Source organism: Microbacterium jejuense, assembly GCF_019511665.1.
Lineage (GTDB): Bacteria > Actinomycetota > Actinomycetes > Actinomycetales > Microbacteriaceae > Microbacterium > Microbacterium jejuense_A.
The window spans coordinates 133,298-160,011 of record NZ_JAEUAW010000002.1; the positions used below are offsets into that span (position 1 = coordinate 133,298).

Annotated in this window: 21 protein-coding genes and 1 pseudogene; 12 read left to right on the top strand and 10 right to left on the bottom strand. The window is 69.0% G+C overall.

The window, feature by feature from the left end; all coding sequences use genetic code 11:
- Window positions 1-136 precede the first annotated feature (136 nt).
- Both JNB62_RS02580 and JNB62_RS02585 read right to left on the bottom strand, forming a co-directional pair.
- Entirely contained in the window at window positions 137-2,185 is a 2,049-nt protein-coding gene (locus JNB62_RS02580) for a DUF6259 domain-containing protein (protein WP_220299321.1), read from the bottom strand.
- A 75-nt stretch (window positions 2,186-2,260) separates the two neighbouring features.
- Window positions 2,261-3,523 (bottom strand): ABC transporter substrate-binding protein, encoded by a 1,263-nt coding sequence (locus JNB62_RS02585; RefSeq protein ID WP_220299322.1) that lies wholly within the window; start codon window positions 3,521-3,523, stop codon window positions 2,261-2,263.
- A 181-nt stretch (window positions 3,524-3,704) separates the two neighbouring features.
- Between JNB62_RS02585 and JNB62_RS02590 the strand changes: the two genes are divergently transcribed.
- Window positions 3,705-5,021, top strand: coding sequence for a DUF3863 domain-containing protein (locus JNB62_RS02590; protein ID WP_220299323.1), 1,317 nt, complete (start codon window positions 3,705-3,707; stop codon window positions 5,019-5,021).
- On the top strand, window positions 5,018-7,531 hold the full coding sequence (locus JNB62_RS02595; protein WP_220299324.1) for a family 78 glycoside hydrolase catalytic domain: 2,514 nt from the start codon (window positions 5,018-5,020) through the stop codon (window positions 7,529-7,531). The genes JNB62_RS02590 and JNB62_RS02595 overlap by 4 nt, the downstream gene beginning before the upstream one ends.
- On the opposite strand, the gene JNB62_RS02600 is transcribed toward JNB62_RS02595, so the two are convergent.
- A complete protein-coding gene (locus tag JNB62_RS02600) occupies window positions 7,516-8,274 on the bottom strand; it encodes an SDR family NAD(P)-dependent oxidoreductase (RefSeq protein WP_220299325.1) in 759 nt (252 codons plus the stop codon). The genes JNB62_RS02595 and JNB62_RS02600 overlap by 16 nt on opposite strands.
- 63 nt (window positions 8,275-8,337) lie before the next feature.
- On the opposite strand from JNB62_RS02600, the gene JNB62_RS02605 reads away from it, so the two are divergent.
- The 3 genes from JNB62_RS02605 to JNB62_RS02615 are packed head-to-tail and all read left to right on the top strand — an operon-like array spanning window position 8,338 to window position 11,200.
- Complete coding sequence (locus tag JNB62_RS02605; RefSeq protein ID WP_220299326.1) at window positions 8,338-9,288, top strand: SIS domain-containing protein; 951 nt, start codon at window positions 8,338-8,340, stop codon at window positions 9,286-9,288.
- Complete coding sequence (locus JNB62_RS02610) at window positions 9,285-10,244, top strand: NAD(P)-dependent oxidoreductase (protein ID WP_220299327.1); 960 nt, start codon at window positions 9,285-9,287, stop codon at window positions 10,242-10,244. The genes JNB62_RS02605 and JNB62_RS02610 overlap by 4 nt, the downstream gene beginning before the upstream one ends.
- Window positions 10,241-11,200, top strand: coding sequence for a phosphotriesterase family protein (locus JNB62_RS02615; RefSeq protein WP_220299328.1), 960 nt, complete (start codon window positions 10,241-10,243; stop codon window positions 11,198-11,200). Before JNB62_RS02610 ends, JNB62_RS02615 begins: the two co-directional genes overlap by 4 nt.
- A 37-nt stretch (window positions 11,201-11,237) precedes the next feature.
- Here JNB62_RS02615 and JNB62_RS02620 read toward each other — a convergent pair whose 3' ends face one another.
- The 3 genes from JNB62_RS02620 to JNB62_RS02630 form a co-directional block, all read right to left on the bottom strand.
- Entirely contained in the window at window positions 11,238-11,753 is a 516-nt protein-coding gene (locus tag JNB62_RS02620; RefSeq protein ID WP_220299329.1) for a hypothetical protein, read from the bottom strand.
- A 94-nt stretch (window positions 11,754-11,847) separates the two neighbouring features.
- Window positions 11,848-12,345, bottom strand: a complete 498-nt coding sequence (locus tag JNB62_RS02625) for a PaaI family thioesterase (RefSeq protein ID WP_220299330.1) — start codon at window positions 12,343-12,345, stop codon at window positions 11,848-11,850.
- Window positions 12,346-12,428: 83 nt separating this feature from the next.
- Complete coding sequence (locus tag JNB62_RS02630) at window positions 12,429-12,989, bottom strand: TetR/AcrR family transcriptional regulator (RefSeq protein ID WP_220299331.1); 561 nt, start codon at window positions 12,987-12,989, stop codon at window positions 12,429-12,431.
- Window positions 12,990-13,041: 52 nt separating this feature from the next.
- On the opposite strand from JNB62_RS02630, the gene JNB62_RS02635 reads away from it, so the two are divergent.
- Together JNB62_RS02635 and JNB62_RS02640 are read left to right on the top strand one after the other, a co-directional pair.
- Complete coding sequence (locus tag JNB62_RS02635; protein ID WP_220299332.1) at window positions 13,042-13,623, top strand: dihydrofolate reductase family protein; 582 nt, start codon at window positions 13,042-13,044, stop codon at window positions 13,621-13,623.
- Between the two features lie 129 nt (window positions 13,624-13,752).
- A complete protein-coding gene (locus JNB62_RS02640) occupies window positions 13,753-14,265 on the top strand; it encodes a nucleoside deaminase (RefSeq protein WP_220299333.1) in 513 nt (170 codons plus the stop codon).
- Between the two features lie 99 nt (window positions 14,266-14,364).
- Here the strand turns inward: JNB62_RS02640 and JNB62_RS02645 are convergent, their stop codons facing one another.
- Together JNB62_RS02645 and JNB62_RS02650 are read right to left on the bottom strand one after the other, a co-directional pair.
- Window positions 14,365-15,111 carry a DUF4328 domain-containing protein gene (locus tag JNB62_RS02645; protein WP_220299334.1) on the bottom strand — a complete coding sequence of 249 codons (747 nt, stop codon included), beginning with the start codon at window positions 15,109-15,111 and terminating at the stop codon, window positions 14,365-14,367.
- 299 nt (window positions 15,112-15,410) lie between these two features.
- On the bottom strand, window positions 15,411-15,776 hold the full coding sequence (locus JNB62_RS02650) for a hypothetical protein (protein ID WP_220299335.1): 366 nt from the start codon (window positions 15,774-15,776) through the stop codon (window positions 15,411-15,413).
- Between the two features lie 837 nt (window positions 15,777-16,613).
- Here JNB62_RS02650 and JNB62_RS02655 point away from each other — a divergent pair.
- Complete coding sequence (locus JNB62_RS02655) at window positions 16,614-17,198, top strand: HD domain-containing protein (protein WP_223230888.1); 585 nt, start codon at window positions 16,614-16,616, stop codon at window positions 17,196-17,198.
- Between the two features lie 230 nt (window positions 17,199-17,428).
- Here JNB62_RS02655 and JNB62_RS02660 read toward each other — a convergent pair.
- Window positions 17,429-17,575 (bottom strand): annotated as a pseudogene (locus tag JNB62_RS02660) (recombinase family protein); the annotation flags it as partial.
- Window positions 17,576-17,932: 357 nt separating this feature from the next.
- On the opposite strand from JNB62_RS02660, the gene JNB62_RS02665 reads away from it, so the two are divergent.
- Window positions 17,933-21,541, top strand: coding sequence for a hypothetical protein (locus tag JNB62_RS02665; protein ID WP_220299338.1), 3,609 nt, complete (start codon window positions 17,933-17,935; stop codon window positions 21,539-21,541).
- 318 nt (window positions 21,542-21,859) lie between these two features.
- Here JNB62_RS02665 and JNB62_RS02670 read toward each other — a convergent pair whose 3' ends face one another.
- Window positions 21,860-24,340, bottom strand: a complete 2,481-nt coding sequence (locus JNB62_RS02670; RefSeq protein WP_223230889.1) for a glycoside hydrolase family 2 protein — start codon at window positions 24,338-24,340, stop codon at window positions 21,860-21,862.
- Between the two features lie 121 nt (window positions 24,341-24,461).
- Between JNB62_RS02670 and JNB62_RS02675 the strand changes: the two genes are divergently transcribed.
- Genes JNB62_RS02675 through JNB62_RS02685 form a run of 3 tightly spaced genes read left to right on the top strand, consistent with a single transcriptional unit; the run spans window position 24,462 to window position 26,714 of the window.
- Window positions 24,462-25,067, top strand: a complete 606-nt coding sequence (locus tag JNB62_RS02675) for a glucose-6-phosphate isomerase family protein (RefSeq protein ID WP_220299339.1) — start codon at window positions 24,462-24,464, stop codon at window positions 25,065-25,067.
- Window positions 25,060-25,749, top strand: coding sequence for a deoxyribose-phosphate aldolase (deoC, locus tag JNB62_RS02680; protein ID WP_220299340.1), 690 nt, complete (start codon window positions 25,060-25,062; stop codon window positions 25,747-25,749). Before JNB62_RS02675 ends, deoC begins: the two co-directional genes overlap by 8 nt.
- The gene (locus tag JNB62_RS02685; RefSeq protein WP_220299341.1) at window positions 25,746-26,714 is read left to right on the top strand and encodes a shikimate dehydrogenase family protein; all 969 of its coding nucleotides are present in this window, start codon (window positions 25,746-25,748) and stop codon (window positions 26,712-26,714) included. The genes deoC and JNB62_RS02685 overlap by 4 nt, the downstream gene beginning before the upstream one ends.

Consider the following 26,714-nt stretch of genomic DNA (forward strand, 5'->3'; position numbering starts at 1 on the left):
GGCATCGTCCTATCGTCCTCGACCGGGGTTGTGTAGCGATACTACACGATCGGGTCCGTGAGGACGAATCGTGGCGCTTCCAGACCGCCATGTAGCGGAGGTAGCCCGCTTCCAGCCCCGTCAGACGCTAGTTTCGCTACTTGACGACCACGACGGACCGCGCCGGCAGCATGATTCCAGAGGCCGGCGCGGATGCCGCGGCACCATCGGGGCGGTGCACCTGAACCGCTTCCGCGAGCCCCGTGACGGCGACCGTGCAGGCCTCCTCGGCGTAGTTCGCGACGACGAGGCACGACGTGCCGGCTGCGTTGCGCCAGACCGCGGTGCGGAGGTCGCCGCCGCCGTCCACGACCCGCGCATCGATGTCGTCGCCCGTGGTCAGGCTTCCGTTCCAGAGCCACTCCGCCAGCTCGGTGCGCAACGCGTCCACCGCGGTGCCGTAGGCGACGGTCGCGGGCATGTCACCCGGGCGTCCCTTGAAGTTGAACGGCTCGAAGCTCAGGGCGTAGCCGTAGAGCAGGCTCTGGTTCACCATGTTGCGATCGTCGGAGCCGATGAGGGCGGTGACGATGCGGGCATCGGGCCGCAGCATCCTTCCCAGTGGCACGTGGTTGGCCGAGAAGCTGCGGAAGTACGACACGTCGTAGTGCTCGAACTGCTCGTCGTAGGCGCCCTCGGCGGCGATGACGAACTCGTCGGCGCCCTCGCCGATCGCCCGGCGGAGGTCTTCGACGAACTGGCCGTCCCACAGGAACGAGCTCGCTCCCGGCGCATGCCCGTGGTCTTCGGCGAAGCACATCAGCGAGCGTCCGTGGTACAGCGACTCGTCGGCCAGCACGCCGTCCGCCCCCCACGAGTGCAGCTCGGCGACCTCGCGCGCGAACCGGTCGCGCACGGCTTCGACACCGAAGCACAGCGGGACGTACCAGGGCGTGCTGATTCCATACCGTTTGCGCGACGAGTGGTACACGGGACCGGGCTGCGCATACGGCTGACCGTTGGGATCGCGGGCGACGGATGCCTCGAACTCGGCCCAGTACGGGCCGGGCTTCTCGACCCACACGTACTTGACGTAGAGCACCGTCTTGACGTCGAGCTCCCGGGCGCGCTCCAGGGCGCGGCGCAGTCCCGCGAGCCCGCCGAGCTTCTGGGCCGGGCGATGCACGGGGACGAGGCCGTCCTGGCCGCCCTCGTTCCATCCCGTGATCTGGATGGCGCCGATGCCGGTGGCCGCGCACTCCTCGATGATGTCGACGAGCGCGTCGAAGTCGTATCTCGGCTCGCCCTCGGTCGACATGAGCTGCACCTGCAGCCACGACCGCGGCTCGTCGAGCCACGTGGCACGCGAGCGCCGCGTGGGCCCCTGTGTCGCGCGGTACACGTCGGTGCCTGCGGTCCATTCGCCGCGGTACGGCGCCACCCGCATCGCCGGCAGTTCGCGCTCGTGAGCGGAAGGCGTCGGGAAGTGGATGGCTTCGAAGGTCACGGTGGCATCCGCCGAGGTCGTGCGGGACAGGCTGTCGAGGTATCCCGGCTCGAGCGACGTGCGCCACCCGATGAACTCGAGGGTGGGTGCGGCCGCGAGTACCGTCAGGCCCGCCTCGTCACCGGCCAGCACCACGAACGGCGAGGTGGGATTCGCGATGACCTCGGGCCGCAGGTTGCCGCTCGCGTGATCGGGGAACGTGGTGCCCCAGTACGGGGAGTTGTTGTCGAACACCGGCAGCAGCCGCACGCGAGTGCCGGTCGAGTAGTCCACGCCGCGGTACTCGAGCCCGCCGTGCGCCGGGCTGATGCCCCGGACCGCGGGGAAGCGGACCGCCTCGACGTCGGCATCCGGGATGGCGAAGCGCAGCGTCAGCTCGAGCGCGCCGTCGTCGACGGCGGCGCGCACCTCGATGCGACCCCCGAGGCGCTCCCCCGTGGACGTCGCGAGCCCGTCCCACGTCAGCTGGGCGGTCCGCCCGTCCGGCGACACCGTGCCCGCGCTCAGCGTCTGGGCGGCCGTCTCGACGACCACCGTGCGGTCGCCGTGCCGAGGCACCTCGAAGACGAACAGCGACCCGCCCGCAGGAGATCGCAGCCACGGCCCGACCCCCTCCTGCGACACGGCGACGATGCCGCCCGTCGCGGCGTCGAAGGTGATCGAGATCCGGTCGTCGGCAATGGTGATCGAGCGGGGCATGCGGCGTTCCTCTTCGGTGCGGGAACGCGCTCGCCCCGCCGGAGACGAACTCCGGCGGGGCGAGCGCGAGTCGTCCTACTTGTTGTTGGCGATGTACTGGTCGAGCGCGAGATCGAGGTCGGCGAGGACCTGCTCCGTCGTCTTCTGCCCGCTGATGACGTTCTGCAGTCCGACGAGCAGGGCGTCCTGGATGCTCGGGTCGGTCGGCGAGAACGCGGCGATGAACTGCTTGCCCTCCCACGACTGCTGCATGTCGGGGAACAGCGGGTCGACGTCCTCGCCGATCTCCACCGTGGTGGTGGTCGGGAAGAGCTTGACCTTGCCGAGGAACTCCTCGTAGACGTCGTCCTGCATGAAGAAGTCCAGGAACTTCTGCGATGCCGCGAGCTTCGCGTCGCCGTTGTTCGGGTTGACGCCGAAGCGCACCTGGTACGTGCCCCAGATCGCGTCCGTGGGCCCGTCGGTCGTCGGGAAGTTCATGTAACCGACGTCGAGGCCCGCGTCACGGGCATCCGACAGGATCCAGGTCGCGGGGAACATCGCGGACTGGCCGGCGAGGAAGGCGGACTGCGCGGCCGTCTGGCTCGTGCCGACCGGGTTGGGCATGTAATACGGAGTGAGCTCGCGGACGATGTCGAGCGACTCCTTCCACGGCTTGCTGTCTGAGAACGTGGCCTCGCCGGCGGCCATCTCGGCGCCGAGCTCCTCGTTCGCGCCGTGCTCGGCGAGCGGGTAGTAGACGATGAACTGCGGCCACCAGTTGTCCTGCGCGCTCATCGCGAACGGGATCGTGCCCGAGTCGGACAGCTTCTGAGCGTCTTCGAGGAGCTCGCTGTAGGTGGTGGGCTCTTCGGTGATGCCGGCCTTCTCGAACAGCGCCTTGTTGTAGATGATGCCGTTGCCCGAGAGCGAGATTGGCAGGTTGTAGGTGCCGCCCTCGCGCTGGCTGTCTTCTGCGGCCTCGGGGGTGAGCTTCTTCAGGTAGCTCTCGCCGCCGTCCGACAGGTCCGCGGCGAAGCCGTCGGCCACGAAGCTCTCGATGTTGCCCAGGTCGAAGCCGTAGACGTCGGGGCCCGCGCCACCGGACAGGCGCGTCTTGAGGATGTTGTCGTAGTCGTTCGTGTTGAAGAACTCCGCGTTCACCGAGATGTCGGGGTTCTCTTCTTCGAACGCGGCGATGACGTCTTCGTACGCCGTCTGCGTGTCACCGCCATCGCCCCACATCATGAAGCTGATCTCGGTCGTGCCGTCGCCGGCGCCGCCCGAGCATGCCGACAGCGCGCCGATCGTGACGATCGCGGCCCCGGCGGCTGCCGTGCCTTTGAGCCACTTCTTCATGGCCTCTCCTATCTCCGTCGATGGTCACGGAGGTGCGCCGTGACTCGGGAATGTGATGCTGTAGCGATACTACACAGATTCCCTCGAAATACCACTCGCATGTCGACTTCTGGACCACTTTCTAGCCGATCTCGCTAGTGCGACTACTTTTTCGCCCGTCGACACCGGTACATTCGACCGGGTGACCTCCTCATTCGAGCCTCCCGCCCTGGGCCGGCGCCTCACGATCAACACCGTCGTCCGCCGCCATCAGATCGAGGCCACCCGCACCCGCTCGCTGTGGGACGACGAGTCCGAGCTGCACTCGGCGCAGCTGGTGGAACGATTCTCCCGCGCCGTGCGCGAGGCGATCCCCGGCGCGCGTCTCACCTGGGCCCTGTCGTGGGGCGCTCTGACCGACGAGTCGGCGCGCTACCGCGACATCCGGCGCCTGCTCGCCGAGATCGTGCGCGAGACCGGCGACGACGTCACGTTCGTGCCCGGAGGCTTCTTCGCCAACCTCTACGGCACCCGCGACGAGGTGGCCGCCGACATCTCCGACGCGGTGGGGCGGGTCACCGACGAGATGGGCGTGCCGCCGCGGTCGCTGGTGGCCGGATTCCTGTCGGCCGACAACATCGCACGCGCGCGCGAGCAGGGCATCCGCACGGTGCAGGGCAACATCTGGAGCCAGTTCGACATCGACCTGCAGGACGGCGACGGCTCGCTCGCGTACCCCTACTACCCGTCGCGGCACCACTTCCTCGTGCCCGGGCGGGGCGAAGACCGAGTGGATGCCGTGCAGCTGGACGGGTGGACGGTCGACCTCGTGGCGGCCCGGAGCGCCGGCATGTCGTCGGACTACAACTCACGCCTCGGCCTCGGCCCGATCGAGACCCTGCACCGCCTTCCGCGCGCGGACGCACTGCGCGAGCTCGAGGCGACGAGCGCCGCGCATCTGAACGACCGCAACGTCGAGCGCAACGGCCTCGGGTGGCTGACGGTCAACTACGAGATCAGCGAGGTCGCCCGCGGACTCGAGACGGACGCCGGGATGCTGGATGCCTGGGCCGGATGGCTCCGATGGCTCGCGGCCGAGTGGCCCGACCTCGAGGTGCCGACGATCGGCGAGTTCGGCGAGCAGTGGCGCGGCCTGCACGCGGACAACGAGGACCTCGCCTACCTGCTGCAGCAGGAGGGGAGCGGCATCCAGGCCTCCCGTGCCGGCGAGACGGTGACCTGGTTCATGACAGCCGACTTCCGTCTGGGCGTCGCCGAGGCGGAAGGCCGGGCCGAGGTCTTCGACTTCACGGCGTACACGGCCGAGGCGCGCGAGCCCGTCGAACTCGGCGATCGCCGGTGGAGTCTCCTGGGCGAGCTCAACCAGAAGCGCACCCGGCCACAGGACGAGCCCGTGCCGTTCGGCCGGTTCCTCGCCACGCACCAGGACGTCGACGCGTCCCTCACGGAGCGGTACGGCTCCGCGCCCGAGCTCGCGCGACTGCGAGACCTCGCGTGATCGCGCTCGACGCGCTCACGGTCGAGCATCAGGCGGACCCGGTCGGCGTCGACGTGACGCCCCGGTTCGGGTGGAACGTCATGAGCGACGTCGCCGGCACTGTCCAGACCTCGTGGCGCCTCACCGTCACAGGCCCGGTGGGCGCGGTGTGGACGATGGATGCCGCGGACGAGCGCTGCGTCGACATCGAGTACGCCGGCCCGCCGCTGGAGTCGCTGCGCCGCTACCGCTGGAGCGTCGCGGTCGAGACGACGGCGGGCGCGGCGACCGGCACGGGCACGTTCGTCACCGGCGTGCTCGACGGCGACTGGCACGGCGCCGCCTGGATCGGCGCGCCCGACCCGACCGCCGCCGCACCGCTGCTGCGCACGACGTTCGCCATCGACGGGCAGGTCGCCGAGGCGTACCTCGTGGTGGGCGCGGGCGGCTATGCCCACGCCGAGCTCGACGGCGCGCCGATCGGGCCCGGGGTGCTCGCGCCCGGCTTCACCGACTACGACGTCACCGCGCAGTACACCGTCGTCGACGTCACCGAGCGGCTGACACCCGGCGCGCACGCCCTGGGCCTCGAGCTCGGCCGCGGGTTCTTCGGCATGCGCGGACGCAACACGTGGAACTGGGAGACGGCGCCCTGGCATGCCGACCCCTGCGCGCGCGTGCTGCTCGTGATCCGCAGCGCCGAGGGCGTGCGCACGGTCGTCAGCAGCGCCGACTGGCGCGTGGCCGACGGTCCGACGACGTTCGACGACCTCTACGCCGGCGAGGACTACGACGCGCGGCGCGCGCGGCCCGGATGGAGCCGCCCCGGATTCGACGACACCGCCTGGCAGGCGGCCGCCGTCGTGGCGGGCCCGCGCGGCACCGCCGTGGCACAGCGGCAGCCGCCGATCGAGATCGCCGCGGTGCTGGAGCCGGTCGCCGTCACCGAGCTCGACGCCGGTCGCTGGGTGGTCTCGTTCGAGCGGGTCATCGCCGGCTGGGTCGAGATCGACGCCGACGGCCCCGCCGGTGAGGTCGTCGAGCTGCGCTTCGGCGAGACCCTCCGCGATGACGGCACGCCGAACTGCGTCGACGAGAAGGGGTACTTCGACGGCCGCTTCCAGACCGATACCCTGACGCTCGCGGGCGGCCCGGTGACGTGGCATCCCCGGTTCACGTGGCACGGGTTCCAGCACGTCGAGGTGCGCGCGGCGCGGCTGCCCGGCATCCGTGCGCACGTCGTCCACACCCGCGCACCTCGCATCGGCGCGTTCTCGTCGTCATCGCGACTGCTCGACACGCTGCACGAGCTCACGGTGCGGACGGTGCTCAACAACCTGCACGGCATCCCGACCGACACGCCCAAGTACGAGAAGAACGGCTGGACCGGCGACGGGATGCTGGGCGCGAGGCTCATGCTGCAGAACCTCGACACGCACGAGCTGCTGGCGAAGTGGTCCGCCGACATCGCCGCTTCACGGCACGGCGAGGGCGCACCGCAGGTGATCGCCCCGCACGGCGGCTGGACCATGGACTGGTCGCCGGCGCCGACGTGGCACTCTGCGCTGCTCCTCGCGCCGTGGGAGCTGTACCTCCAGCGAGGCGACGAGCGCGTACTGCGCGACGTGTGGCCCGACGCGCGTGACTACCTGCGTTTCGAGCTCGCCCGCACGGTCGACGGCATCGCCGACACGACACTCGGCGACTGGGTGAGTCCTGAGACCGATCCCGGCGGCGGCAACGCCCCCGAAGACCGGCGGGTCGCTGCGACCGCGTTCGTCATCGCGATGTGCGACGCGGCAGCCGCGATGGCGCGCGTCCTCGGCGAGTCGGTGACGGAGTGGACGGATGCCGCGTCCCTGTGCCGCGCCGCGTTCGTCGAGCGGTTCTGGCACGAGGCCACGGCAGAAGTGCGCGGCGAGGGCGATGAGGGGTACCGCCAGGCGCACACCGTGCTGGCGCTCGCGTTCGGCCTGCTGCCCGAGGACGCGCGACAGCGTGCCGCCGACCGCCTGGCGCGCGACGTCGCCGAGCGCGGTGACCACCTCAGCACGGGCGCCCTCGCGACGAAGTACCTGCTGCCGGTGCTCACCGAGTGGGGCCACGCCGACCGTGCTGCGGCCGTGGCGCTGCAGACCACGTTCCCGAGCTGGGGGTACTGGGTCGAGCAGGGCGCGACGTCGCTGTGGGAGCACTGGAAGCCCGAGTCGCGCTCGCGCGGGCACTACTTCCTCGGGACGATCGACGACTGGCTGTTCTCGCACCTCGCGGGCATCGAACCCGTCGAGCCGGGCTGGCGGCGGGCGCGCATCGCGCCACGCGTCGTGGGGCACGGGATCGATCGGGCCGCGGCATCCCTCGTCACTCCTTACGGAGAGCTCGAGGCGGCCTGGCGCCTCGACGGGGACGAGATCGTGCTCGGCTGCCGCGTGCCGGTCGGGGTGACCGCCGACGTCGAGCTGCCCGGCCTGCGCATCACCCTCGGCTCAGGCGCGCACGAGGTGCGGTCGCCGGCTCACCAGGCCGAGTAGCCGCCGTCGACCAGCACGATCGAGCCGGTCATGTACGACGCGGCGTCCGAGGCGAGGAACGCGACCAGCGACGCGATCTCTTCGGGGCGGCCCAGCCGCGCCATCGGCGTGCGGCGCACCCAGTCGTCCCACCAGTCCGAGGGCACGCCGTCCTTGGTGAGCTCGGTGCCCACATAGCCGGGCGCGACCGCGTTGATGCGGATGTTCTGCTCGGCGAACTCGATCGCCAGCGACTTCACGGCCAGGTGCACGGCGCCCTTCGACGCGTTGTACGCGGCCTGACGCTGCGGCGCGTTGGCCAGCTCGCCCGACATCGAGCCGATCGCGACGATCGAGCCGCCGCGGGACGCCATGTGCCGCGCGGCCTCGCGGGCGCACCAGAACGTGCCGGTCGCGTTGACCGCGAGCACGCGATCCCACGTCTCGCGTTCGAGCACGAGCGACGGCTGGTGGTTGGCGATCCCCGCCGAGGTGACCAGGATGTCGACGGCGCCGTGGCGCTCGGCGATGCCGGCGAACGTCTGCTCGACCGAGGCCGCGTCGGTGACGTCGAGGTGGGTGTATTCGACGCGTCCGCTGGGGAAGGATGCCGCAGCCGCCGCGCCCGCGTCGTCGAGCAGGTCTGCGATCACGACGTGGGCGCCGAACTCCTCGAGGGCGGTGACGACAGCGAGTCCGATGCCTCGCGATCCCCCGGTCACGACGGCGATTCTGCCGGTCAGATCGAGCAGTTCTCGGTACATCGAGGATCCTTCCGCGGGGCGTGCGCTATGGTTTGTAGCGATACTACATGGAGGGAGTCGACCATGACGCTCGAGGTGGAGCAGGCCGAATCCGGCGCCGAGGACTCGACCGACACGCTGCTGGAACGCATCACGCGGCAGCTGCCGCATCTGCGCCGGTCCGAGCAGCGGGTCGCGGCGATCGTGCTCGACAACCCCGTCGGCGCGGTGCAGTTCACGATGGCGGGGCTGGCCGAGGCCGCCGAGGTGAGCGAGCCCACCGTCATGCGCTTCTGCGCGTCGGTCGGGTGCGAGGGCTTCCAGGACTTCAAGATCCAGCTCGCGCAGACCCTCGCTCTCGGGCTTCCGGTGACGCACTCCTCGATCAGTGCCGAGGATTCGAGCGCAGACCTCGCCGAGAAGATCTTCGACCACACCATCTCGAGCCTCGACCGCGCGCGCCGCACACTCGACGCCGACGCCGTCGAGCAGGCGATCACGGCGCTGCTCGGCGCGAGCGACATCCTGTTCGTGGGGTTCGGCGCGAGCGGCATCATCGCCCAGGACGCGCAGCAGAAGTTCCCGCTGTTCGGGGTGCCGTGCCAGGCGCCCGAGGACTTCCACCAGCAGTTCATCGCCGCGACCATGAGCGGGCCGCGCAGCGTCACCGTGGCGATCTCGAACACCGGCCACACCGAGCAGACGCTCATCGTCGCCGAGGCGGCGAAGAAGGCCGGAGCCACCGTCATCTCGCTCACCGGCCGCACGAGCCCGCTGTCGGAGCTCGCCGACATCGCACTCGTGGCCCGCACGTTCGAAGACACCGATGTCTACACCCCCTCGACCAGTCGCCTCGCCGGTCTCGTCGTCGTCGACGTGCTCGCGACCGGCGTCGCCCTGCGCCGCAGCCCCGAGCACACCGCCGCGGTGCGCCGCATGAAGAGCGAGCTGGCGAGCATGCGCCAGGGCGTCGCGGTGGCCGCCCCCGAGGGCGAGCACAGCGACCCCGAAGCCGCCGGAGAAGCGGTGTCGTGAGCGGCACCGTCCTCGTCACCTCGCGGTCGTTCGGCTCGGGGGCGCTCGACCTCGAGCGACGCATCTCGGATGCCGGCTTCCACGTCGTGCGCGCGGGCGCGGCCCACGAGCTCGACGAGCTGGGCCCGGTGCTCGGCGACGCCGTCGGGTGGATCGCCGGCACGGGACCGGTGACCGAGCGCCACCTGTCGCTCGCCCCGCACCTGCGCGTCGTCGCGCGCTACGGCGTCGGCTACGACAAGGTCGACGTCGGCGCTGCCGCGCGGCGCGGGATCGTCGTGACCAACACCCCGGGTGCCAACACGTCGGCGGTCGCCGAGCACACCGTCGCGCTGCTGCTGGCCGCACTCCGCGGCATCCCGGCCGCGGACCGCCGCGTCCGGCGCGGCGACTGGTCGGCCTGGTACACCCGCGAGATCTCGGCACTCACGGTCGGCGTCGTCGGCCTCGGTCGCATCGGGCGCTCGGTGATCGACCGGCTCGCCGGCTTCGGGCCGCACGTGCTGGGCGCCGACCCGTGGGTACCCGCCGACGACCCGCTGTTCGAGCGCCTCGAGCGCTCCGACGCCGACGCGTTCGCGACGGAGTGCGACGTCGTCACGCTGCATGCGCCCGGCGGCCAGACCGTCGTCGACGAGCGCTGGCTGGCGGCATCCGATCGGCCCGTCCTTCTCGTCAACACCGCGCGCGCCGATCTCGTCGACGAGGCCGCCGTCGCTGCGGCGCTGCGCCGCGGACGCGTGCTCGCGTACGCGGCCGACACGCTCGCGACCGAGAACCACGGCGAGGGAGCGTCGCCGCTGCTGGCCGACGACCTCGCCGACCGGGTGATCGTCACCCCGCACCTGGCCGCGCAGACCCGCGAGGGCGTCGACGGCATGGGCGGCATGGCAACCGAGAACCTGCTCGCCGTGCTGTCGGGCGAGCCGCCCGCGAATCCGGTGCCGGTGCCGTGACCGGCTTCGTCCGCACCGTCACCGGCGACATCGATCCCGCCGAGCTCGGACGCGTCGACTACCACGAGCACCTGTTCCAGGTGTCGCCACTGCTGCCCGGCGACGACCTCGACGACGAGGCGGCGAGCGCCGGCGAGGCCGTGCAACTGCGTGCGTCGGGCTTCGAGGCGATGGTGGATGCCACGCCCCTGGGCCTCGGCCGCCGCCCCGGCGCGATCGCACGCATCTCACAAGCGACCGGCCTGCGGGTCGTCATGACGACGGGCGTGCACCGGCGCGAGCATTACGCGACGGGGCATCCGCTGCTCGAGGCGAGCGCCGAGCGACTGGCGGCCGCTTTTCTGCGCGACCTCACGGAGGGCGCCGCGGAGTTCGGAGAGACGGATGCCGCGAACCCGGCAGGGTCGGAAGCCTCGGTGCCACCGAGGGCCGGGGTGCTCAAGGCCGGACTGGGCTACTGGCGCATCGATGCCGCCGCCGCCCGCACCATCGAGGCGATCGGCGCCGCGCACCGAGAGACCGGCGCGCCCGTGATGGTGCATCTCGAACATGGAACCGCGGCCTTCGAGGCGCTCGAGGCTCTCGCCGCGGCCGGCGTGCCGGCGCACCGCGTGGCCCTGGCGCACGTCGACCGCAATCCCGACCCCGGCCTGCACGCCGAGCTGGCGGCGGCCGGCGCGTTCCTCGGCTACGACGGCGCGGCCCGCGCGAAGGACTGGCCCGACTCGGTGCTGCTGGGCTGCCTGCTTGCGACGGCCCAGGCCGGCGGCGCGCACCGCATCCTGCTCGGCGGCGACGTCGCCCGGCGCACCCGGTACGTCGCCTACGGCGGCATGCCCGGTCTGCGCTACCTCGGCGAGCGCTTCGTCCCCCGGCTGGTGGCTCGCGCAGGTGCGGACCTCGCAGACGCGGTGCTGCGCCGCAACCCGGCGGAATGGCTCACCTGGCAGGTGTGATCGCGCAGATCGGCGCCGACGAGAGCCGACGGCACACTCAGCAGGAGTCGGAGAAGACCCGCCTCGGCGCGTCGGGCCGCGAGACGTCGTAGATCGCGTCGGCAGCACCGCGCGGATCCTCATCGCGGACGTAGCGCAGACGTTGCTCGTACGCGTCCTGGTCGAGCGTCGCGTCCTCCTCCAGCCACACGCGAAAATGCCATGCTCCGCGCAGCCTGGGGTTCAAGAGGAATCGTCCGTCCACGATCAGGAGTGCGTCGGTCGGCACCGCAGCGCTCGCGCCGTCCTGTTCCAGCGCCCCTTCCCGGAAGCCGGCCAGCACCGAGCGGAGCTGCGAGTCGTCGCTGCTGCCGTACACCTCTGGGACGGCGGGGCTCGCTCGGAACGTCGTCTTGCCCTGCGCTCGCGCCGCGTCGGCGAGGGCGTCCGCGAACCGGCCCGTTGACTCGGCGAGCGCGCCGTCGACGGCGACGACGATGCGCCCGCGGGGATTGTTGTGGGCGATCTCCGCCAGGAGGGCGTCGAAGACCGTAGGACTGTCGGTCGTGCTCATGTTCTGATCCTCTCCCGATTCCGCTTGGCGCCGGCCCGCTCACGCCTCATCCGGCGCCGGCTCATCGCCTTGCCGATCCCTGCTCGACCGGAGCTCACGGCCGGAGGACGAGCAGGGAACTCGTCGCCGTCGCGAGTGCGCGACCGGCGGCATCCTCCAACACTCCCTCAGCGAAGATCACGCGCTGGCCACCCTTGACGACGCGTCCGCGTGCGCGGAGCACACCCGTGGTCGACAGGACCGGGCGCAGATACGAGACGTTCAGGTCGATCGACGTGTAGCCGACGCCCTGGGCGAGAGTGGTATGCGCGGCGCAGCCGACGGCCGAGTCCAACAGCGTGCAGGCGAGCCCGCCGTGAACCATCCCGAGCGGGTTGTCGTGGTACTCACCCGGATCGCACTCGAACACCGCCTCACCCGGGTCCGCGGACACCAGCCAGAAGTTCATCAGGCGCGAGATGGGAGGGGGCGGATAGTCGCCGGCGATCATCGCGCGCAGAAACGCCAGCCCATCGAGTTCGCGGGATGCCGCGAGCGGCGGTTTCGGATCATCCCAGGTGATGGTGCGCTTTCGGTCGGGGTCGGGCGCCATGCTCACAGGATAGGAGTCCGACGGCGCGGACCGAAGCCCCGCGGCGCTACGGACATGCGGTCGAGCGGCGCCGTTGCTCGGGGCTATTTGTTCGGCGACACGAGAAGGTCGACGAAGGCGCGGAGCTTCTCGTCGAGGTAGGCGGGGAGAGGCCGGTCGGTTCGGTACGCACCCCAGAGCACGGCCCCCTGCCAGAAGGCGGCGAGCGCGTAGCCGGCTCCAGTCGTGCCGGGGGGCAAGCGTGCGTCCAGCGCAGCCACCAGCTGTTCTTCCCAGGCGACGCCGCGCGCGCGGAGCGCCGGATCGCGCACGTCTTCCCGCAGTAGGAGTAGGCCGTCTGCGTACGAGTCGGCGTCGCCGAAGTCCTGCGAGAGTCCGATTAGCAGCTCCACTGCTCCGGCCGGTGTCAGTGGCGTGGTCTCGGCCAGCTCTCGCGTCTGCGCTTCGAGCTGATCCCAGGCGTGCAGCAGCGTGCGCCGCGTGAGAGTCGCCTTGTTCGAGAACCGTTGCACGAGCGTCGGCGCGGAGAGCCCGCATCGCTCCGCGACCGCCGAGAACGTCAGCCCGCGCACGCCCGACTCCTGAACGATCTGCAGCGCGACGTCGAGCACCTGCTGATCGGACTGGGTCTTCGTGCGCGTCACCCTCTAATCCTATAAACTAACGCGCGTTCATATATGAGCTTTGGAGGGCGCGATGTTCGCGGAGACTGCTGGTTCGGCCGAAACCACAACGGGCGCGGGCGCCACGACCTTCCACGCCTTCCTCGGCTGCAGCCTCGATGGCTTCATCGCCGGGCCGCACGGAGAGCTCGACTGGCTGCTGGCGTTCGACGAGCGCCTGGGTGACGCCGGCTACGAGGACTTCTTCGCGTCAATCGACGTGCTCGCCATGGGCCGGGCCAGCTACGACACCATGAGGAACTCCGACCCTGAGTTCTACCGTGGCAAGCCGATCCATGTGCTCTCGACCACCATGCCGGCGGGCCCGCAGCCCGCGATGGGTCGGTCCTCGGTGACGGTGCACCCCGACATCGCCAGTCTGCGTGAGGCGCTCGCGACCGCAGGCGTGCGCCGCGCGTACGTCGACGGCGGACGCACCGTGCAGGCGTTCATCGCGGAGGGCCTTCTCGCCGACATCATCATCACGCGCGTGCCGGTGCTCATCGGCGACGGCATCCCCTTGTTCGGTGCCGTGCCCGCGGCCGTCTACCCGACGCTGGTGGACAGCCGTCAGATCAATGCGGGCGCCGTGCAGTCCACGTACCGGTTCGGCTGAGTCCGGCACGCCCAGCGTGCGAGCGTCTACCGTGTACCGCAGCGAAGTGGCAGGGATGGATGCCGTCGCCTCGGGTGGATCGGCGGCGATGCGCTGTCGCGAGAAGCCTTCACGGACGGGATGACGAGGATGAGCAGCGAGATCTCCAGCGCCGACGAGTATCACCTGCGGCGATGCGTCGAACTCGCGAAGCAGGCGCTCGAGAACGGCGACGACCCGTTCGGGTCGGTGCTCGTCGACGCGAACGGCGCCGTGTTGGCCGAGGAGATGAATCGCGAGCAGTCCGATCGCGACCCGACCGCGCACCCCGAGCTCGCGCTCGTGCGCTGGGCGATCGCGCACCTGACGCCCGAGCAGCGGGCGACCTCGACGGTCTACACGTCAGGCGAGCACTGCCCGATGTGCGCTGCCGCGCACGGGTGGGCGGGGCTCGGGCGCGTGGTCGCGGCAGCGTCGGCGGCACAGCTCGCCGAGTGGCGAGCGTCGTGGGAGCTGCCTGCCGGCCCGGTGGCGCCGATGCCGATCACGGACGTGTTGCCGGACGCCGTCGTGATCGCGCCCGTGGCACCGTTCGACGCCGAGATGCGCGAGGTGCACCGGCAGGCGGCCTTGCGAGGTACGCGCCGACGAGCTTGCGGGTAGTCCCTCGGCGTCCTCGCTGCCCGCGAGGGATGGGTCGTGCTAACGGCGCTTGTACAGCTCCGCACGATGTCGGAGCCCGAAGCCAGGTACGGTCCGTGGTCAGGCTGCCAGCGATCGCGAGAGGGCTTGCGATGGCTGGAGGACTCCCTGCGTGATGCTACGGATGGTGAGCCATGCCAATGGCGCGGCGGCAAGGAGGAGAAGCTCGCCGGCAAGGCTCATCCACATTGCGACACGGAACTGTTCGAGGTCCGCGGCGGTGATGTAGATGCGGGTCGAGACCTGGATCAGCCAGTTGCTCACAGCCCAGAGCAGCCACCAGAGGATCTGCCACGAGGGCCGCGCTCTCCCAACCGCTCGTAAGAGGTCCGAGATGTTCTGATACGGGAACCAGAAGCTGATGATCGGTACGAACCACGATGCGACGTGCCAGCCAGGTGAGCGCCGGGTCTGGCCAAGCACCTGCTTGGCGACTCGGTACTGCCAGATGACCCAGACCACACCGGTCACAACAAGGAAAACGCTCCCGAGGACGCTGGCCACAGCCGTCATCTGGTCGTATGCGTCGAGCAAGTCGATGGCGGACTGGTTGCCGGTAAGGAAGCCGGTGATCGCGCTGATCCCGAACGCCTCAACTCCGATGGTGGCGACGGACAGCACGCCGCACACGATCAACAGCACTTGCGTTGCCGCGGCGAGTCTTGCGATCCCCTTGGTCGCCGCGAGTGGCCGGCTGGACTCCTGCTCCGGCCCCACCCAGCGCGCACCGTCCCACCACCACGTTGTGGACGATCCGTCCGGCGCTGGGTACCAGCCAGCTGGAGGTGGCACGGGGGTACTGGTCATCGGCTCGCTTCCTCGGGTGGATGGCCTCTGTGTATCGTGCGATCCGGAGGGCCGAGTCCGGTAGATCGCGTGCCACTATAGCGACCCACTTCAGCGCGTCAGGATCACCGAAGACGCCCTGTGGAGAATCCTTATCCGTGCGGGATCGAACCGCCGGCAAGCGGCGACAAATGCTCTACTTCGCCCGCTCAGCACAGCCCACAGATGCACGACGCAAGATCTGAAGCACTCCATGAAGGCCGCACTCGCCACCTCTTCCGGGCGCTGTCCCGAAGACCATCCCGTGAGCCTCTTGCGGTCTAGCTGTTGGTGATCCAGCCTTCTTCTCCTGACTGGACGCAGGACATCGCCATTCCCGATTCGGTGTCGGCGACCGTCAGGTACGCGGTTCCGTCGGGCGCGTTCGGGACGTAGCTGATCCGAACGTAGGCCGGCACCACGGCGGACAACGTGGCGTCCGTGGCGCTTACTCGGCCGTCGTCCTCGACGGTGAGTGAGTCGGGAAAGGCGCCGTACTGATCGCGATACGCGTCGAGGCCGACGCAGATTTCGTAGGCGGTCGCGACGAGGTTCGTCTGCAGTTGATAGACCGGATCGACCTCTACCGCGTTCGGCGCTGGGGGCACCACTCGTCCGGGTCGAGGCTCGTAAGTGTGGTCGTCCACGGCATCTGGTCCGATGGCCGACGTCGGGACCGACGAGGTGGAAGGGGCAGGTGGGATCTGCGGTGCCGCCAAACCCGGAGAGACGAACGCGCCGGCGAACGCGACCTGGGGTGGGGCCGGAAGCCCGGGAACCTCTGTCCACAACACTCCCCACACCAGAAGTGCACTCGCTGCCGAGCCAGCGGCGATCCCCACCCACGCGAGGACTCGTCCCCGTGCGAGACCTCGCCGCCATCGCGAAAGATGGACAACGCCGAAGAAGATCCCGGTCAACCCGACGGTCGTCCAAACTAACCGCACCGACTCGTTCGACCACATCGGTAGCAGGGTCAGAACAATCGCTGCACCGCCGAACAGCAGGGAAAGGATCGCCGTCGTCGCGCCGCGGCGCCGCCGCGGAGGCGCAAACACTCCAGTTGTTGCCTTAGCCGTTGAAGGCGAGCTCGGCGCGGACCTATCTTCCCAGTAGCCCGGCGGGCTCCAATCGCGTGGACCTTCCCCCATTACGCACCCCTTGCGTCGAGCATCCCCAGTAGCTCGGTTCCCGCATGCTATCGGCCCGTCGCGGTCCAGTCACTCACGAAATCGCGCCGCGCTGATGTCGACGGCCCGTGGCTGCCGTACTCGCGCTCAGGCTACGAGTGAGCGGCGCCAAGTCCCGATCCCTGTGCTCCGTCGAGCTCACACCTGCGCAGCACCGAATCGATCGGTGAGGCTTCCACTTGCGCACGATCCCCGCAGAGAGATGGCTGTTTTCAGACGATCGCTGTCACACCGAGCTGTGTCGGATGCCCTCACGCGCCCGGAGGCTGTGTGCATGCGCATCGCAGACTCCCTGTGCCCAATACTCCTGCCGCCCGGGGTGCCCTCGAGCTCGCCACGCAGTACCAATCCGCCGCGATCACGGCTCACGCGCTGCGGTCCTGGCTCTGGGCCGAGGCCTTCGCGCACGTCGACGGCATCCCCGGCATCGACCACGAGCTGCTGTATGTGTCTGCCGTGCTGCACGACATCGGCACCGTGGCGGAGTTCGATAATCACAGAATTTCCTACGAGCACGCCGGCGGGCACGTCGGTGTCGCGCTTACGGCGGGAGCGGGCTGGCCCGCGAACCGGCGGGAGCGGGTACTCGAGGTGATCGTGCGGCACAACTGGCCGAGTGTCGATCCCGCGTTGGACGCCGAGGGCTACCTGCTCGAGATCGCCACGGGTCTGGACATCTCCGGCGCGAGGCCGAATGCTCTGCCGGTGGGCTTCCGGCGCGAGGTGCTCGCGACCTACCCACGAGGAACGCTCGCCGCGGAGTTCGGCTCGTGCGTGAGCGACCAGGCAGCACGCAAGCCCGATACGGCGGCGAAGCGGCTGATCGATGGCGGCCTCATCGACAAGCTCGCGGCCAACCCCCTCGAACTTGTGGGCTGACTCAGCAGCATCGGTGCGGGCATTGATGGTAAGTGGACAGAAACACCGCGGGCCTGCCCGGCCTGGCCTTTTCGTAAGTTACGTGCAGGCGGATGATCCGGAGCCGACACCGCCGCAGCACGCTACCGTCCCTCTATCGCGCCGCGCCCGAATAGGGATCCCCATACGGGCGCCCGTGCATGACGCGGAATACATCTCGATCGTCAAGCTGCAGGCAGACGCCCTCGTAACGGTCTTGCACGATTCGTGCCGGTCAGTCCGTGATCGACGTAGATGTTCGAATCGAGGACTCCCAGTCGCAGCAGCGCGCCTCGCTGCGAGGTAAGGTCCTGATCCGCCGTGGGGACCCTGGCGTAGCCAATCTGTAATCCGTTCATGCCGCCGAGGGTGCCATCGTCAGCGCAACACCGCACCGAGTTGGATCCCTAACCGCGCGATGCGCGCTGAGCGTGTCTTGATGTATTGCCGGAAGGGCCAGGACCTCCGCGGTGGCCCGGGGTCCTCGGGTAACTGGCTGGGCTAGCGGGATTCGCATCTTCCAGGCCTAGGCTTTCGCCGAGGAGGTCGTGCACATGACGGCAGGCGGGGGTTCGCCGCACTTGGCGGACGGTACGGACCTTGTTCGATGGGCCGACCAGCGATCGGCGCAATCCGATCTCCCGCGCTTGGTACGTCGGCTGATCCGCCACGAAAACGATCAAGTCCAGCGGGTTGAGATGCGAGGCGGGGAAGGCGTGGGTCTGCCCGGCTACGACGGGACCGTCGAGGCGACGAGGGGAACGTCGTTTGTGCCCGAGGGTCTGAGCGTCTGGGAGATGGGTACCAACAAGGACCCCGCGACTAAGGCGAGCAAGGACTACGAAGGACGCACCGCCGACCCGCTCGGCGTCGACAAGTCCAGCACGACCTTCGTCTTCGTGACGCCACGGCGCTGGTCCAAGAAGAAGGAGTGGGAGGAAGCGCGTCGCGCTGAAGGTGAATGGAAGGACGTGCGGGTTCTCGACGCCGACGATCTCGAGCAGGCGCTGGAAGAATCCGCTGCAGTTCGGATATGGCTATCGGAACTTCTCGAGATGCCCGCTGGCGGAGTCGCGACGATTGAGGACTGGTGGCGTCGGTTCTCGGGCGGGTTTGATCCACGGCTGACTTCACAAGTGGTGCTCGCCGGGCGGGAAGACAGGGCGGCGGACCTACTCAGACGGCTGTCGGTCGACGTGGGCCAGACCCTAATCAGAGCCGCAAGTGTTGACGATGGGTTGGCGTTCGCCGCATGCGCGATGATGGCACAAGAGCCCGATGCTGCTGAGCCGATGCTCTCGCGCTCGCTGTTGGTGCACGACGGAGCGTCCCTCCGACGACTTGACCAGACATCAAGCCTCCTGATTCTTCTGCCGTATGAAGAGCGGCTACAACACGAGGCGTACCTTATCGAAAATCACCATGTTGTGTTTGTCGTGACTGAGGGCGACGCCGACATCGAACTACCTCCACATGACCACCTAACCTTGCGTGCGGCCTTGCAAGAAGCAGGGGTTCCTGACGAGAGCCTCGATCGCTTCGTGCGGGCTGGCGCGAGGAGTCTGCTTGCGCTTCAGCGGGTGGCTAGGCGCTTCGGGCAGCCCGAACCGGAGCAGTGGGCGACCGACATGGCGGCGCCAGCGATCCGGCGGGCGTGGCTCGCGGGTGCTTGGAATCAACTCCGGAGTGGCGACGTAGAGGTGATTGAGGCGCTCACCGGTGAGAGTCACGCCGACCTGACAGAGCTCTTGGATAGTGCCGCGCGCCAGGCGGATCCCATCTTCACCCGGGTCGGAGCAACCTGGGCCGTTGCGTCGCCTGAGGACTCCTGGCGCACGGCCCGCCTCAGCGTCCGCGAGGGCGACCTCGAGCGACTGGAGTTCGCCGTCCAGACGGTTCTCGGTGCTGTGGACCCGCGACTCGAGTTGCCGCCCGAAGACCGTTGGAGTGCCGAGATCTATGGGAAGACACGGGTGCACTCCACAGATCTTCGCGGCGGCCTTGCCCGGTCGGTAGCGCTCCTCGGTAGTCGTGGGGACGAGGTGCGCCTCCCCGGCGGTCGCTCGGCGCGCCAGTGGGCCGAGCGGGTGGTGTGGCAGCTCGTGGTCCGCGCCAATGAGGACTCATCTGCGCAGCTCTGGGAATCGATGGCGGACGTGCTGCCGTCGCTAGCAGAGGCGGCGCCTGATGTTTTCCTCCGAGCAGTGGCTGAAGCGACCGCCGGACCGGCACCGTTGGCTCGCAACTTGTTTCAGGACCAGACCGATTCCTGGCACGTCAGCAGCCCGCACACGGGGCTCCTCTGGGCGCTCGAGTGTGTGGCTTGGTCGAGTCGGCATCTGGGCTTTGCGGCAGAGGTACTCGCTTCGCTAGCCGAGATCGACCCGGGCGGGAAGCTAAGCAACCGTCCCGCGGCAAGCCTGCACGGGCTATTTAGGCCGTGGCTTCCGCAGACGAGCGCGCCTGCGGAAACTCGTCTATTGGTGCTCGACGCGCTTCTCCTCCGGCATGAGGCCGTTACTTGGAAGCTACTGCTTCAGTTGCTACCTCGCCCCTCCGAAATGGCGATGGAGACGTACAAGCCTCGGTTCCGGGACTGGGCCAAGGGGGTGAACGAGGAACTTACCTTCGCTGAGATCTACAGGTTTGTCGAGGCGATCGCCGACCGGGTCGTGTCCGGGGCGGCCGGGGATCCGACTCGCTGGTCCAAGGTGATCGAGGTTTTCGATCGGTTGCCCGACGACGCCAAACGATCTGCGCTCGAGGCATTGCGAAACCTCCAAGGGGATGAACTCGAGTCGTCTGAAGCAGTGCGTTTATGGGACTCGATCGAGGACTTTGTGCGCAAGCATCGCCAATTCCCCGATTCCGACTGGTCCCTTGCAGAGGACTGGTTGCGACCGCTAGCCGAGGCGGCCGCGCGTCTGGCCCCGTCGAGCGCTGCCGAGCGATACAAGTGGCTTTTCGACGATTGGACGCCTGACATCGGCATTTCGATCGGGGACGGCTACGACACTTATGAACTGAAACTTCAACGGGTAAGGGAAGAGGCGGTGAGCCGCATCATCGAAGCGGAAGGTTTCGAGCGACTGGTGGATCTCGCCACAGACGTCGCGATGCCTTCAGCCCTCGGCTTCGCCGCGGCTCGCGTCGACCAGGAGCATGATGCTGTCGCGCTCGATGAGTTGGACAGCCCGACTGAGGCGCGCGCAACCTTCGCGGATGCCTTCGCGCGCGCGCGATTCGAGCGAGAGATCAGCCAAGTGCTCCCATGGATGAGACAGCTCGACGGGCGTCCGTTGGCACAAGCGCGGATTCTCCAGACGGTGGAGGACGTGACGCAGGCGTGGGCCGCACTCACTGATCTCGATGATGCGGTCGACGCTGCATACTGGGCCGAGTTCGTGCCTTATGGGCGAGGCGCTGACTTCGCCCAGACGAGCGAAGTGGCGCGCCAGCTGTTGCTCCACGGTCGCGTTGCCATGGCCGTGGACACGCTAAGTCTCTATGTCGAGCAGCTGGAGGCCGACGACGCTGAGCGACTCGTGCTCGACGCCCTGACACAGTATGGACCTGGGGATCCGGAATCTGGGCGAGTGTCAGAGCACGACTTGTCGAGGCTCCTCGCCTTCCTGCGCTCCCGGGGCGTCGACGAGAGGGAGGTAGCGCGTCTCGAGTGGAAGTTTCTTCCGCTACTTCACTTCGAAGGCGGAGCCACATCGCTACAACGACTGCTGGCGGAAGATCCTCGGTGGTTCATCGAAGTCCTTGAGTTGGCTTTCAAGCCGGCCACTCCGCGCGGTGACGACGAACCTCGACAAGTCGACTCGGCGCTCGCTACGAACGCCTGGCGCTTGTTACACGAATGGCGCGTGGTGCCCGGCACGGACGCCAACGGCGCTGTGGATGCGGCCGGGCTTCAAACGTGGCTCGATTCAGCGCGACAGCTACTGACCGAGAGCGACCGACTGGAGATCGGAGAGTTGCAGATCGGTGAGGTGTTCGCGCATGCCCCGACCGATCCTGACGGCACGTTTCCGACGCGCGCTGTAAGGGATGTACTTGAAGTAGCGCCGAGCGATCGGATGGAGCGAGGTTTCATGGTCGGCGTGCACAACAAGCGTGGCGTCACCTCAAGAGGCATGACCGAGGGCGGCCAGCAGGAGTTCACCCTCGCCGCCGACTTCGAAGCCAAAGCCGAACTCATCGAGGCGACACATCCTCGAACCGCCGGTGCGCTCCGCCAGATCGCCGATTCATACCGCGCGGAAGGACAGCGAAACGACGAGGAAGCTCGCCGTTTCCTCGAGGGACTCGAGTTCTAGCCCAGGAGCATGCTCCCCACGAGTCGGGGACTCGAACGGGCGAGTTCGGACACGCGCCCGTGCCGTGTCGAAACCCCGGGTGCGCCGCATGCTCCCCGATCCGGATGAGCTCGACGCGCGCAGATTCGTCGGCAACTCAAGCGAGCTGCGCCACGACTCGCTGCACTGCTCCGCGGCCAGCACCCGGAGGCGGCTCGTTGTAGGACGCACGCAGCCGGGTCCCTCGGCGCGCACCAATGGGCGTCTTCTCGGCTTCTCACCCCGATGCGCGGCAAGTGCCCGTATACCCAGCCCGCTGAAATTGCACGTTCGGGTCCCCTAACCGCACGCCCCTGCGAATTCCCATGACCCCGCGTCAGACCCCCACGGTCGCCGGCACCAGATCGTTCGCCGACCGCACCACCAACGGTCCCGTGAACACCTCCGGATCGAGCCCCGCCGGCGCGCCGTCACCCGGAACACCGCCTCCTCCCCAGGCAGCAACGTCACCATCCCCCGGTCGACCCGTGCAGCGGCATCCGCTCGATCCGCGAGCAGCGTCACGTCCTTTGCGAGCGATGTCGCCCGCACCCGCACCTCGTAGCCACCCTCGACCGCCGAAGCCGAAGCGACCACCGGTGAGGGCGACAGCCGCAGCATCGGGTCCTCGTCGAAGTACCAGAACGCCCGCTCGCCGGTCGACAGCTCGGCGACCACGAACTCCCCCGTCGGGTCGTCCGACGACACCTCCAGGGCCACCGACACCGCCGAGCGTGCGGGCACTGAGGCCGAGGCATCCATCGATGTCCGCTCGTCACCCGCGAACGTGAGCACCCGCACCGACGCCGAGGCGTCCCACGGCGAGTCGGAGTCGTTGTGCAGCACCAGTGCCAGGCGGCCGTCGCGGGGCTGGATGGTGGCGAAGCGGTCGGCGTAGACGTCGCGCAGGGCGTACCAGAGCGGCTTGCGGATGCCGTGACCGTCGACGGCGGCCCACGAGATCACGGGCCAGCAGTCGTTGAGCTGCCATACGATCGCGCCCTGGTTGAGGGGGTGGAGCGAACGGAAGTGCTCGATGCCGAAGCGCACCGCGCGGGCCTGGTTGAGCTGCGTGGCCCAGTGCCAGTCGTCGATCGACTGCGGCTCGGCGACGTGCGCGCCGAGGCCGCGCTCCAGCTTGCCGTTGCCGTCGTTCGCCTTCTGGTGCACGAGCATGAGCGGGCCATACGGGTCGGCGGGCTCGTCGTGCACGACCGAGAACAGCGTCGACCACGCCGGCGGACCCTGGAAGCCGAACTCCGACACGAACCGGGGCCGGTAGGTGCGATACACGTCATAGTCGACCTGGTTCCAGACGTCCCAGATGTGCACGGTGCCGTGCTTCGGGTCGTTCGGGTGCACGAAGCGGCTGAAGCCGTACGGGCTTCCGGCCGAGTACGGCGTCGTGGGCGCGAGCTCGCCGATGACGCGCGGGAACAGGTCGAGGTAGTAGCCCTCGCCCCACGTCGCGCCCTTCAGCCGCGGGCGCCAGCCCCAGTCGACCCAGCCCCAGATGTTCTCGTTGCCGCCGTTCCACACCACCAGGCTCGGGTGCGAAGACAGGCGCGTGACGTTGTCGCGGGCCTCGGCCTCGAACTCGTCCCACAGCTCGGCGTCCTCGCTGTAGGCGGCGCACGCCAGCAGGAAGTCCTGCCACACCAGCACGCCGCGCTCGTCGGCGAGCTCGTAGAAGTCCTCGGACTCGTAGATGCCGCCGCCCCACACCCGCAGCAGGTTCATGCCCGACTCCTCGGCGTCGGTGAACCGCTCGGCCAGCCGCTCGCGCGTGATGCGCGAGAAGAAGGTGTCTTCGGGAATCCAGTTCGCCCCGCGGATATAGATGGGCTTGCCGTTGACGATCACCGTGAACGGGCTGCCGTCGGCATCGGCCTCGACGTCGATCTCAGCGGTGCGGAAGCCGATGCGGCGGCTCCACTCCGCCGCACCCGCCTGCACTGTCAGCTCGTACAGCGGCTGCGCGCCATGCCCCCGCGGCCACCACAGTTCGGCGCCGGTCGCGGTGATCGGCAGCACGACAGATGACGTGCCGATGGATGCCGCAACCGCCGCGCGTTCGCCGGCCACCTGTGCGACCACCTCGGCGTCGGGAGCGCCGTCGCTCCACTCCAGGTCGATGTGCACGTCGACGCGGCGGGCGTCGCCGTCGACACCGACCACCGGGCGGACCGACGCGAGGCGCACGCCGCTCCAGCTCTCGATGCCGATGCGGCGCCAGATGCCGCTCGTCACGAGCGCGGGACCCCAGTCCCAGCCGAAGTTGCAGGCCGTCTTGCGAATCGTGTTGTACGGGAAGACGTAGCCGTGCGGACGCTCCCCGAGCACGGCCTCGCGCTCCTCGGCGAAGGCGATGGGCGAGCGGAACGTCACCTCGAGCCGGTTGCCCTCGGGGCGGAGCAGGGCCTCGATGGGCCACCGGTAGGTGCGGTGCTGATTGCGGGTCGTCGCCACCTCGACGCCGTTGAGGACGATGCGCGCCACGGTGTCGAGCCCTTCGGCGACGAGGTCGTGGCGGGCCGCCGGCTCTTCCGGGGCATCGAAGGTCAGCTCGTACGTCCAGTCGCACCGCCCGATCCACGACAGCAGCGACTCGTTGTCGTCGACGTACGGGTCCGGGATCAGACCGGCCGCGAGCAGGTCGGTGTGAACCACTCCGGGGACGGTCGCGGGAACCGTCCGGGCGGCGATCTCCTCGAACTCCGAAGGAATGTCGCCGCCGTCGTGGCGCAGTGTCCAGCCGTTATGCAGCTCGCGGAAAGTCATAACCCTAGAAGTAGCACAACTACCTGTTTGGCGCGGTTTCTCGGGTACCGCCGCAGAGATTCCTGAAGTTTGGCGCCAATGTTGTAGTCTTACTACCCTGTCCACCGACGAAGGGATGCCCATGCGCGCCGCTGCACCAGTCGCGGAACCCGCTCTGCTCCAGGTCGACGCGGTCAAGGGCCTCTTCGCGGGACGCTCCGAGCGCTATGAGAAGCACCTGGCCGACCTCGACGGGCTCTACCGCGACGCCGAGGCGTTCGAGACCGCCCTGCAGGCCGATTCGGGCGAGCCCGTCTACTGGGTGGAGAGCAGCACGCCCGAACAAGGCCGCGGCGCTCTGACCATCGGGCTCAGCGTGCTGCAGCCGGGGCGCATCGGCGACGAGTTCGCGATGACGCGCGGCCACCTGCATGCCCAGGCCGAGTTCGCAGAGCTCTACTACGGCATCGCCGGCAGCGGCGTCATGCTGCTCGAGAGCGTGGCCGGAGAGTCCCGCGCGGTGCCCATCACACCCGGCGTCGCCGTGCACGTGCCCGGGGGCTGGGTGCACCGCAGCGTCAATGTCGGCGCCGACAAGCTCGTGACGCTCTTCGCGTACGCGACCGAGGCGGGCCAGGACTACGGCATCATCGAGCGGGCAGGGGGGATGCAGCAGCTCGTCGTCACCGACGGCGACGGCGGCTGGACCACCCGGCCGAACCCCGACCACGGAGGCTACGTTGCCTGAGCAGGACGTCCTCGCCGACCTCGCGGCGCACATCGACATCAGCTGCGTGCAGGCGCGCCACAATCGCGCCGACCTCGAAGAGCTCGCGCAGCGCGCCATCACCGGCGGCTTCGTCAGCGCCCACGTGCTGCCGAACTGGCTGCCCGTCATGCGCGAGCTGCTCGCCGGCTCGACGGTGCTGGCCGGGTCTCCGGTCGGCTTCCCGAGCGGCGGGGCCACGACGGCGACCAAGGTCGCCGAGGCGCGCGAACTGCTCGACCTCGGCGCGCAGGAGCTCGACGTCGTCGTCGCGATCGGCAGGCTGCGCTCGGGCGAGTCGGACTACGTCACGCGCGAGCTCGCCGCTGTCGTGGAGGTCGTGGGCGACCGCGTTCCCCTTCGCGCGATCCTCGAGGTCGGCTACCTCGACGACGACCAGATCCGCGCGGGCGTCGACGCCGCGATCGCGGCGGGCGTGCCCTGGATCAAGACCGGCACCGGGTGGTCCGGCATCCCGACCACCGTCGACCACATCCGCGTGATCGCCGACCAGGCCGCAGGCCGCGCGGCACTCAAGGCGGCGGGCGGCGTGCGCGATCTCGCCACGGTGCGCGAGATGGCGCGCCTCGGCGTCACCCGATTCGGAATGAACGCCGATGCCGCCGTCGCGGCGGTGACTGCGGCATCCAGGAGCGAAGCATGACTTTTCCCACCATGAATGCCCACGATCTGCGGCCGGCAGAGGCGCCGACGCTCTACTTCATCGGTGTGACCACCGGGCGCTCGTCGATCCAGTACGTCTTCCCCCGCTGGGCCGACGAGCTGGGACTCGAGGGGGCTGTACTGCAGGGCATCGACCTGCCGCTGCACGCGCCGGCGGAGGACTACCGCCGCGTCGTCGAGTTCATCGCCGCCGACCCGCTGAGCCTCGGCGCCCTCGTCACGACGCACAAGATCGACCTCTTCGCCGCGTGCCGCGACCTGTTCGACGAGATCGACCCGTTCGCGCTCCTCATGGGCGAGACGAGCTGCATCTCCAAGCGCGACGGCAAGCTGATCTGCCACGCCAAGGACCCGATCTCGAGCGGCCTGGCTCTGGACGCCGTCATCCCCGACGGCCACTGGAGCCGCACCGGCGCCGACGCGCTGTGCATGGGCGCCGGCGGCTCGACCATCGCCATCAGCTGGTACCTCTCGCGCCCCGAGTCCGGCGCCGAGCGCCCCGGCCGCATCATCGTGACGAACCGGTCGCCGCAGCGCCTGGAGCACATCCGCGAGATCCACGCGCAGCTCGACACCGACACCGTGTTCGAATACGTGCTCACCCCGACCTCCGCCGACAACGACCGCGTCGTGGCGGGACTCGCACCGGGATCGCTCGTGGTCAACGCGACGGGCCTCGGAAAGGATGCCCCGGGCTCGCCGCTCACGGATGCCGGCGTCTTTCCCGAGCGCGCCATCGCGTGGGACCTCAACTACCGCGGCGACCTCGTGTTCCTCGATCAGGCACGCGCTCAGGAGGACGCGCGCAGCCTGCAGGTGGAGGATGGTTGGATCTACTTCGTGCACGGATGGACGCAGGTGATCGCCGAGGTGTTCCACATCGACATCCCCACCGCGGGGCCCTCGTTCGAGCGCCTGAGCGAGCTCGCCCTCGCGACGCGGTGA

Bases quoted from the DNA above. Each gene is read 5' to 3' on its own strand.
- JNB62_RS02580 (WP_220299321.1), bottom strand. From the start codon at position 2,185: ATGCCCCGCTCGATCACCATTGCCGACGACCGGATCTCGATCACCTTC.
- JNB62_RS02585 (WP_220299322.1), bottom strand. From the start codon at position 3,523: ATGAAGAAGTGGCTCAAAGGCACGGCAGCCGCCGGGGCCGCGATCGTC.
- JNB62_RS02600 (WP_220299325.1), bottom strand. From the start codon at position 8,274: ATGTACCGAGAACTGCTCGATCTGACCGGCAGAATCGCCGTCGTGACC.
- JNB62_RS02605 (WP_220299326.1), top strand. From the start codon at position 8,338: ATGACGCTCGAGGTGGAGCAGGCCGAATCCGGCGCCGAGGACTCGACC.
- JNB62_RS02620 (WP_220299329.1), bottom strand. From the start codon at position 11,753: ATGAGCACGACCGACAGTCCTACGGTCTTCGACGCCCTCCTGGCGGAG.
- JNB62_RS02625 (WP_220299330.1), bottom strand. From the start codon at position 12,345: ATGGCGCCCGACCCCGACCGAAAGCGCACCATCACCTGGGATGATCCG.
- JNB62_RS02635 (WP_220299332.1), top strand. From the start codon at position 13,042: ATGTTCGCGGAGACTGCTGGTTCGGCCGAAACCACAACGGGCGCGGGC.
- JNB62_RS02640 (WP_220299333.1), top strand. From the start codon at position 13,753: ATGAGCAGCGAGATCTCCAGCGCCGACGAGTATCACCTGCGGCGATGC.
- JNB62_RS02645 (WP_220299334.1), bottom strand. From the start codon at position 15,111: ATGACCAGTACCCCCGTGCCACCTCCAGCTGGCTGGTACCCAGCGCCG.
- JNB62_RS02670 (WP_223230889.1), bottom strand. From the start codon at position 24,340: ATGACTTTCCGCGAGCTGCATAACGGCTGGACACTGCGCCACGACGGC.
- JNB62_RS02675 (WP_220299339.1), top strand. From the start codon at position 24,462: ATGCGCGCCGCTGCACCAGTCGCGGAACCCGCTCTGCTCCAGGTCGAC.
- JNB62_RS02685 (WP_220299341.1), top strand. From the start codon at position 25,746: ATGACTTTTCCCACCATGAATGCCCACGATCTGCGGCCGGCAGAGGCG.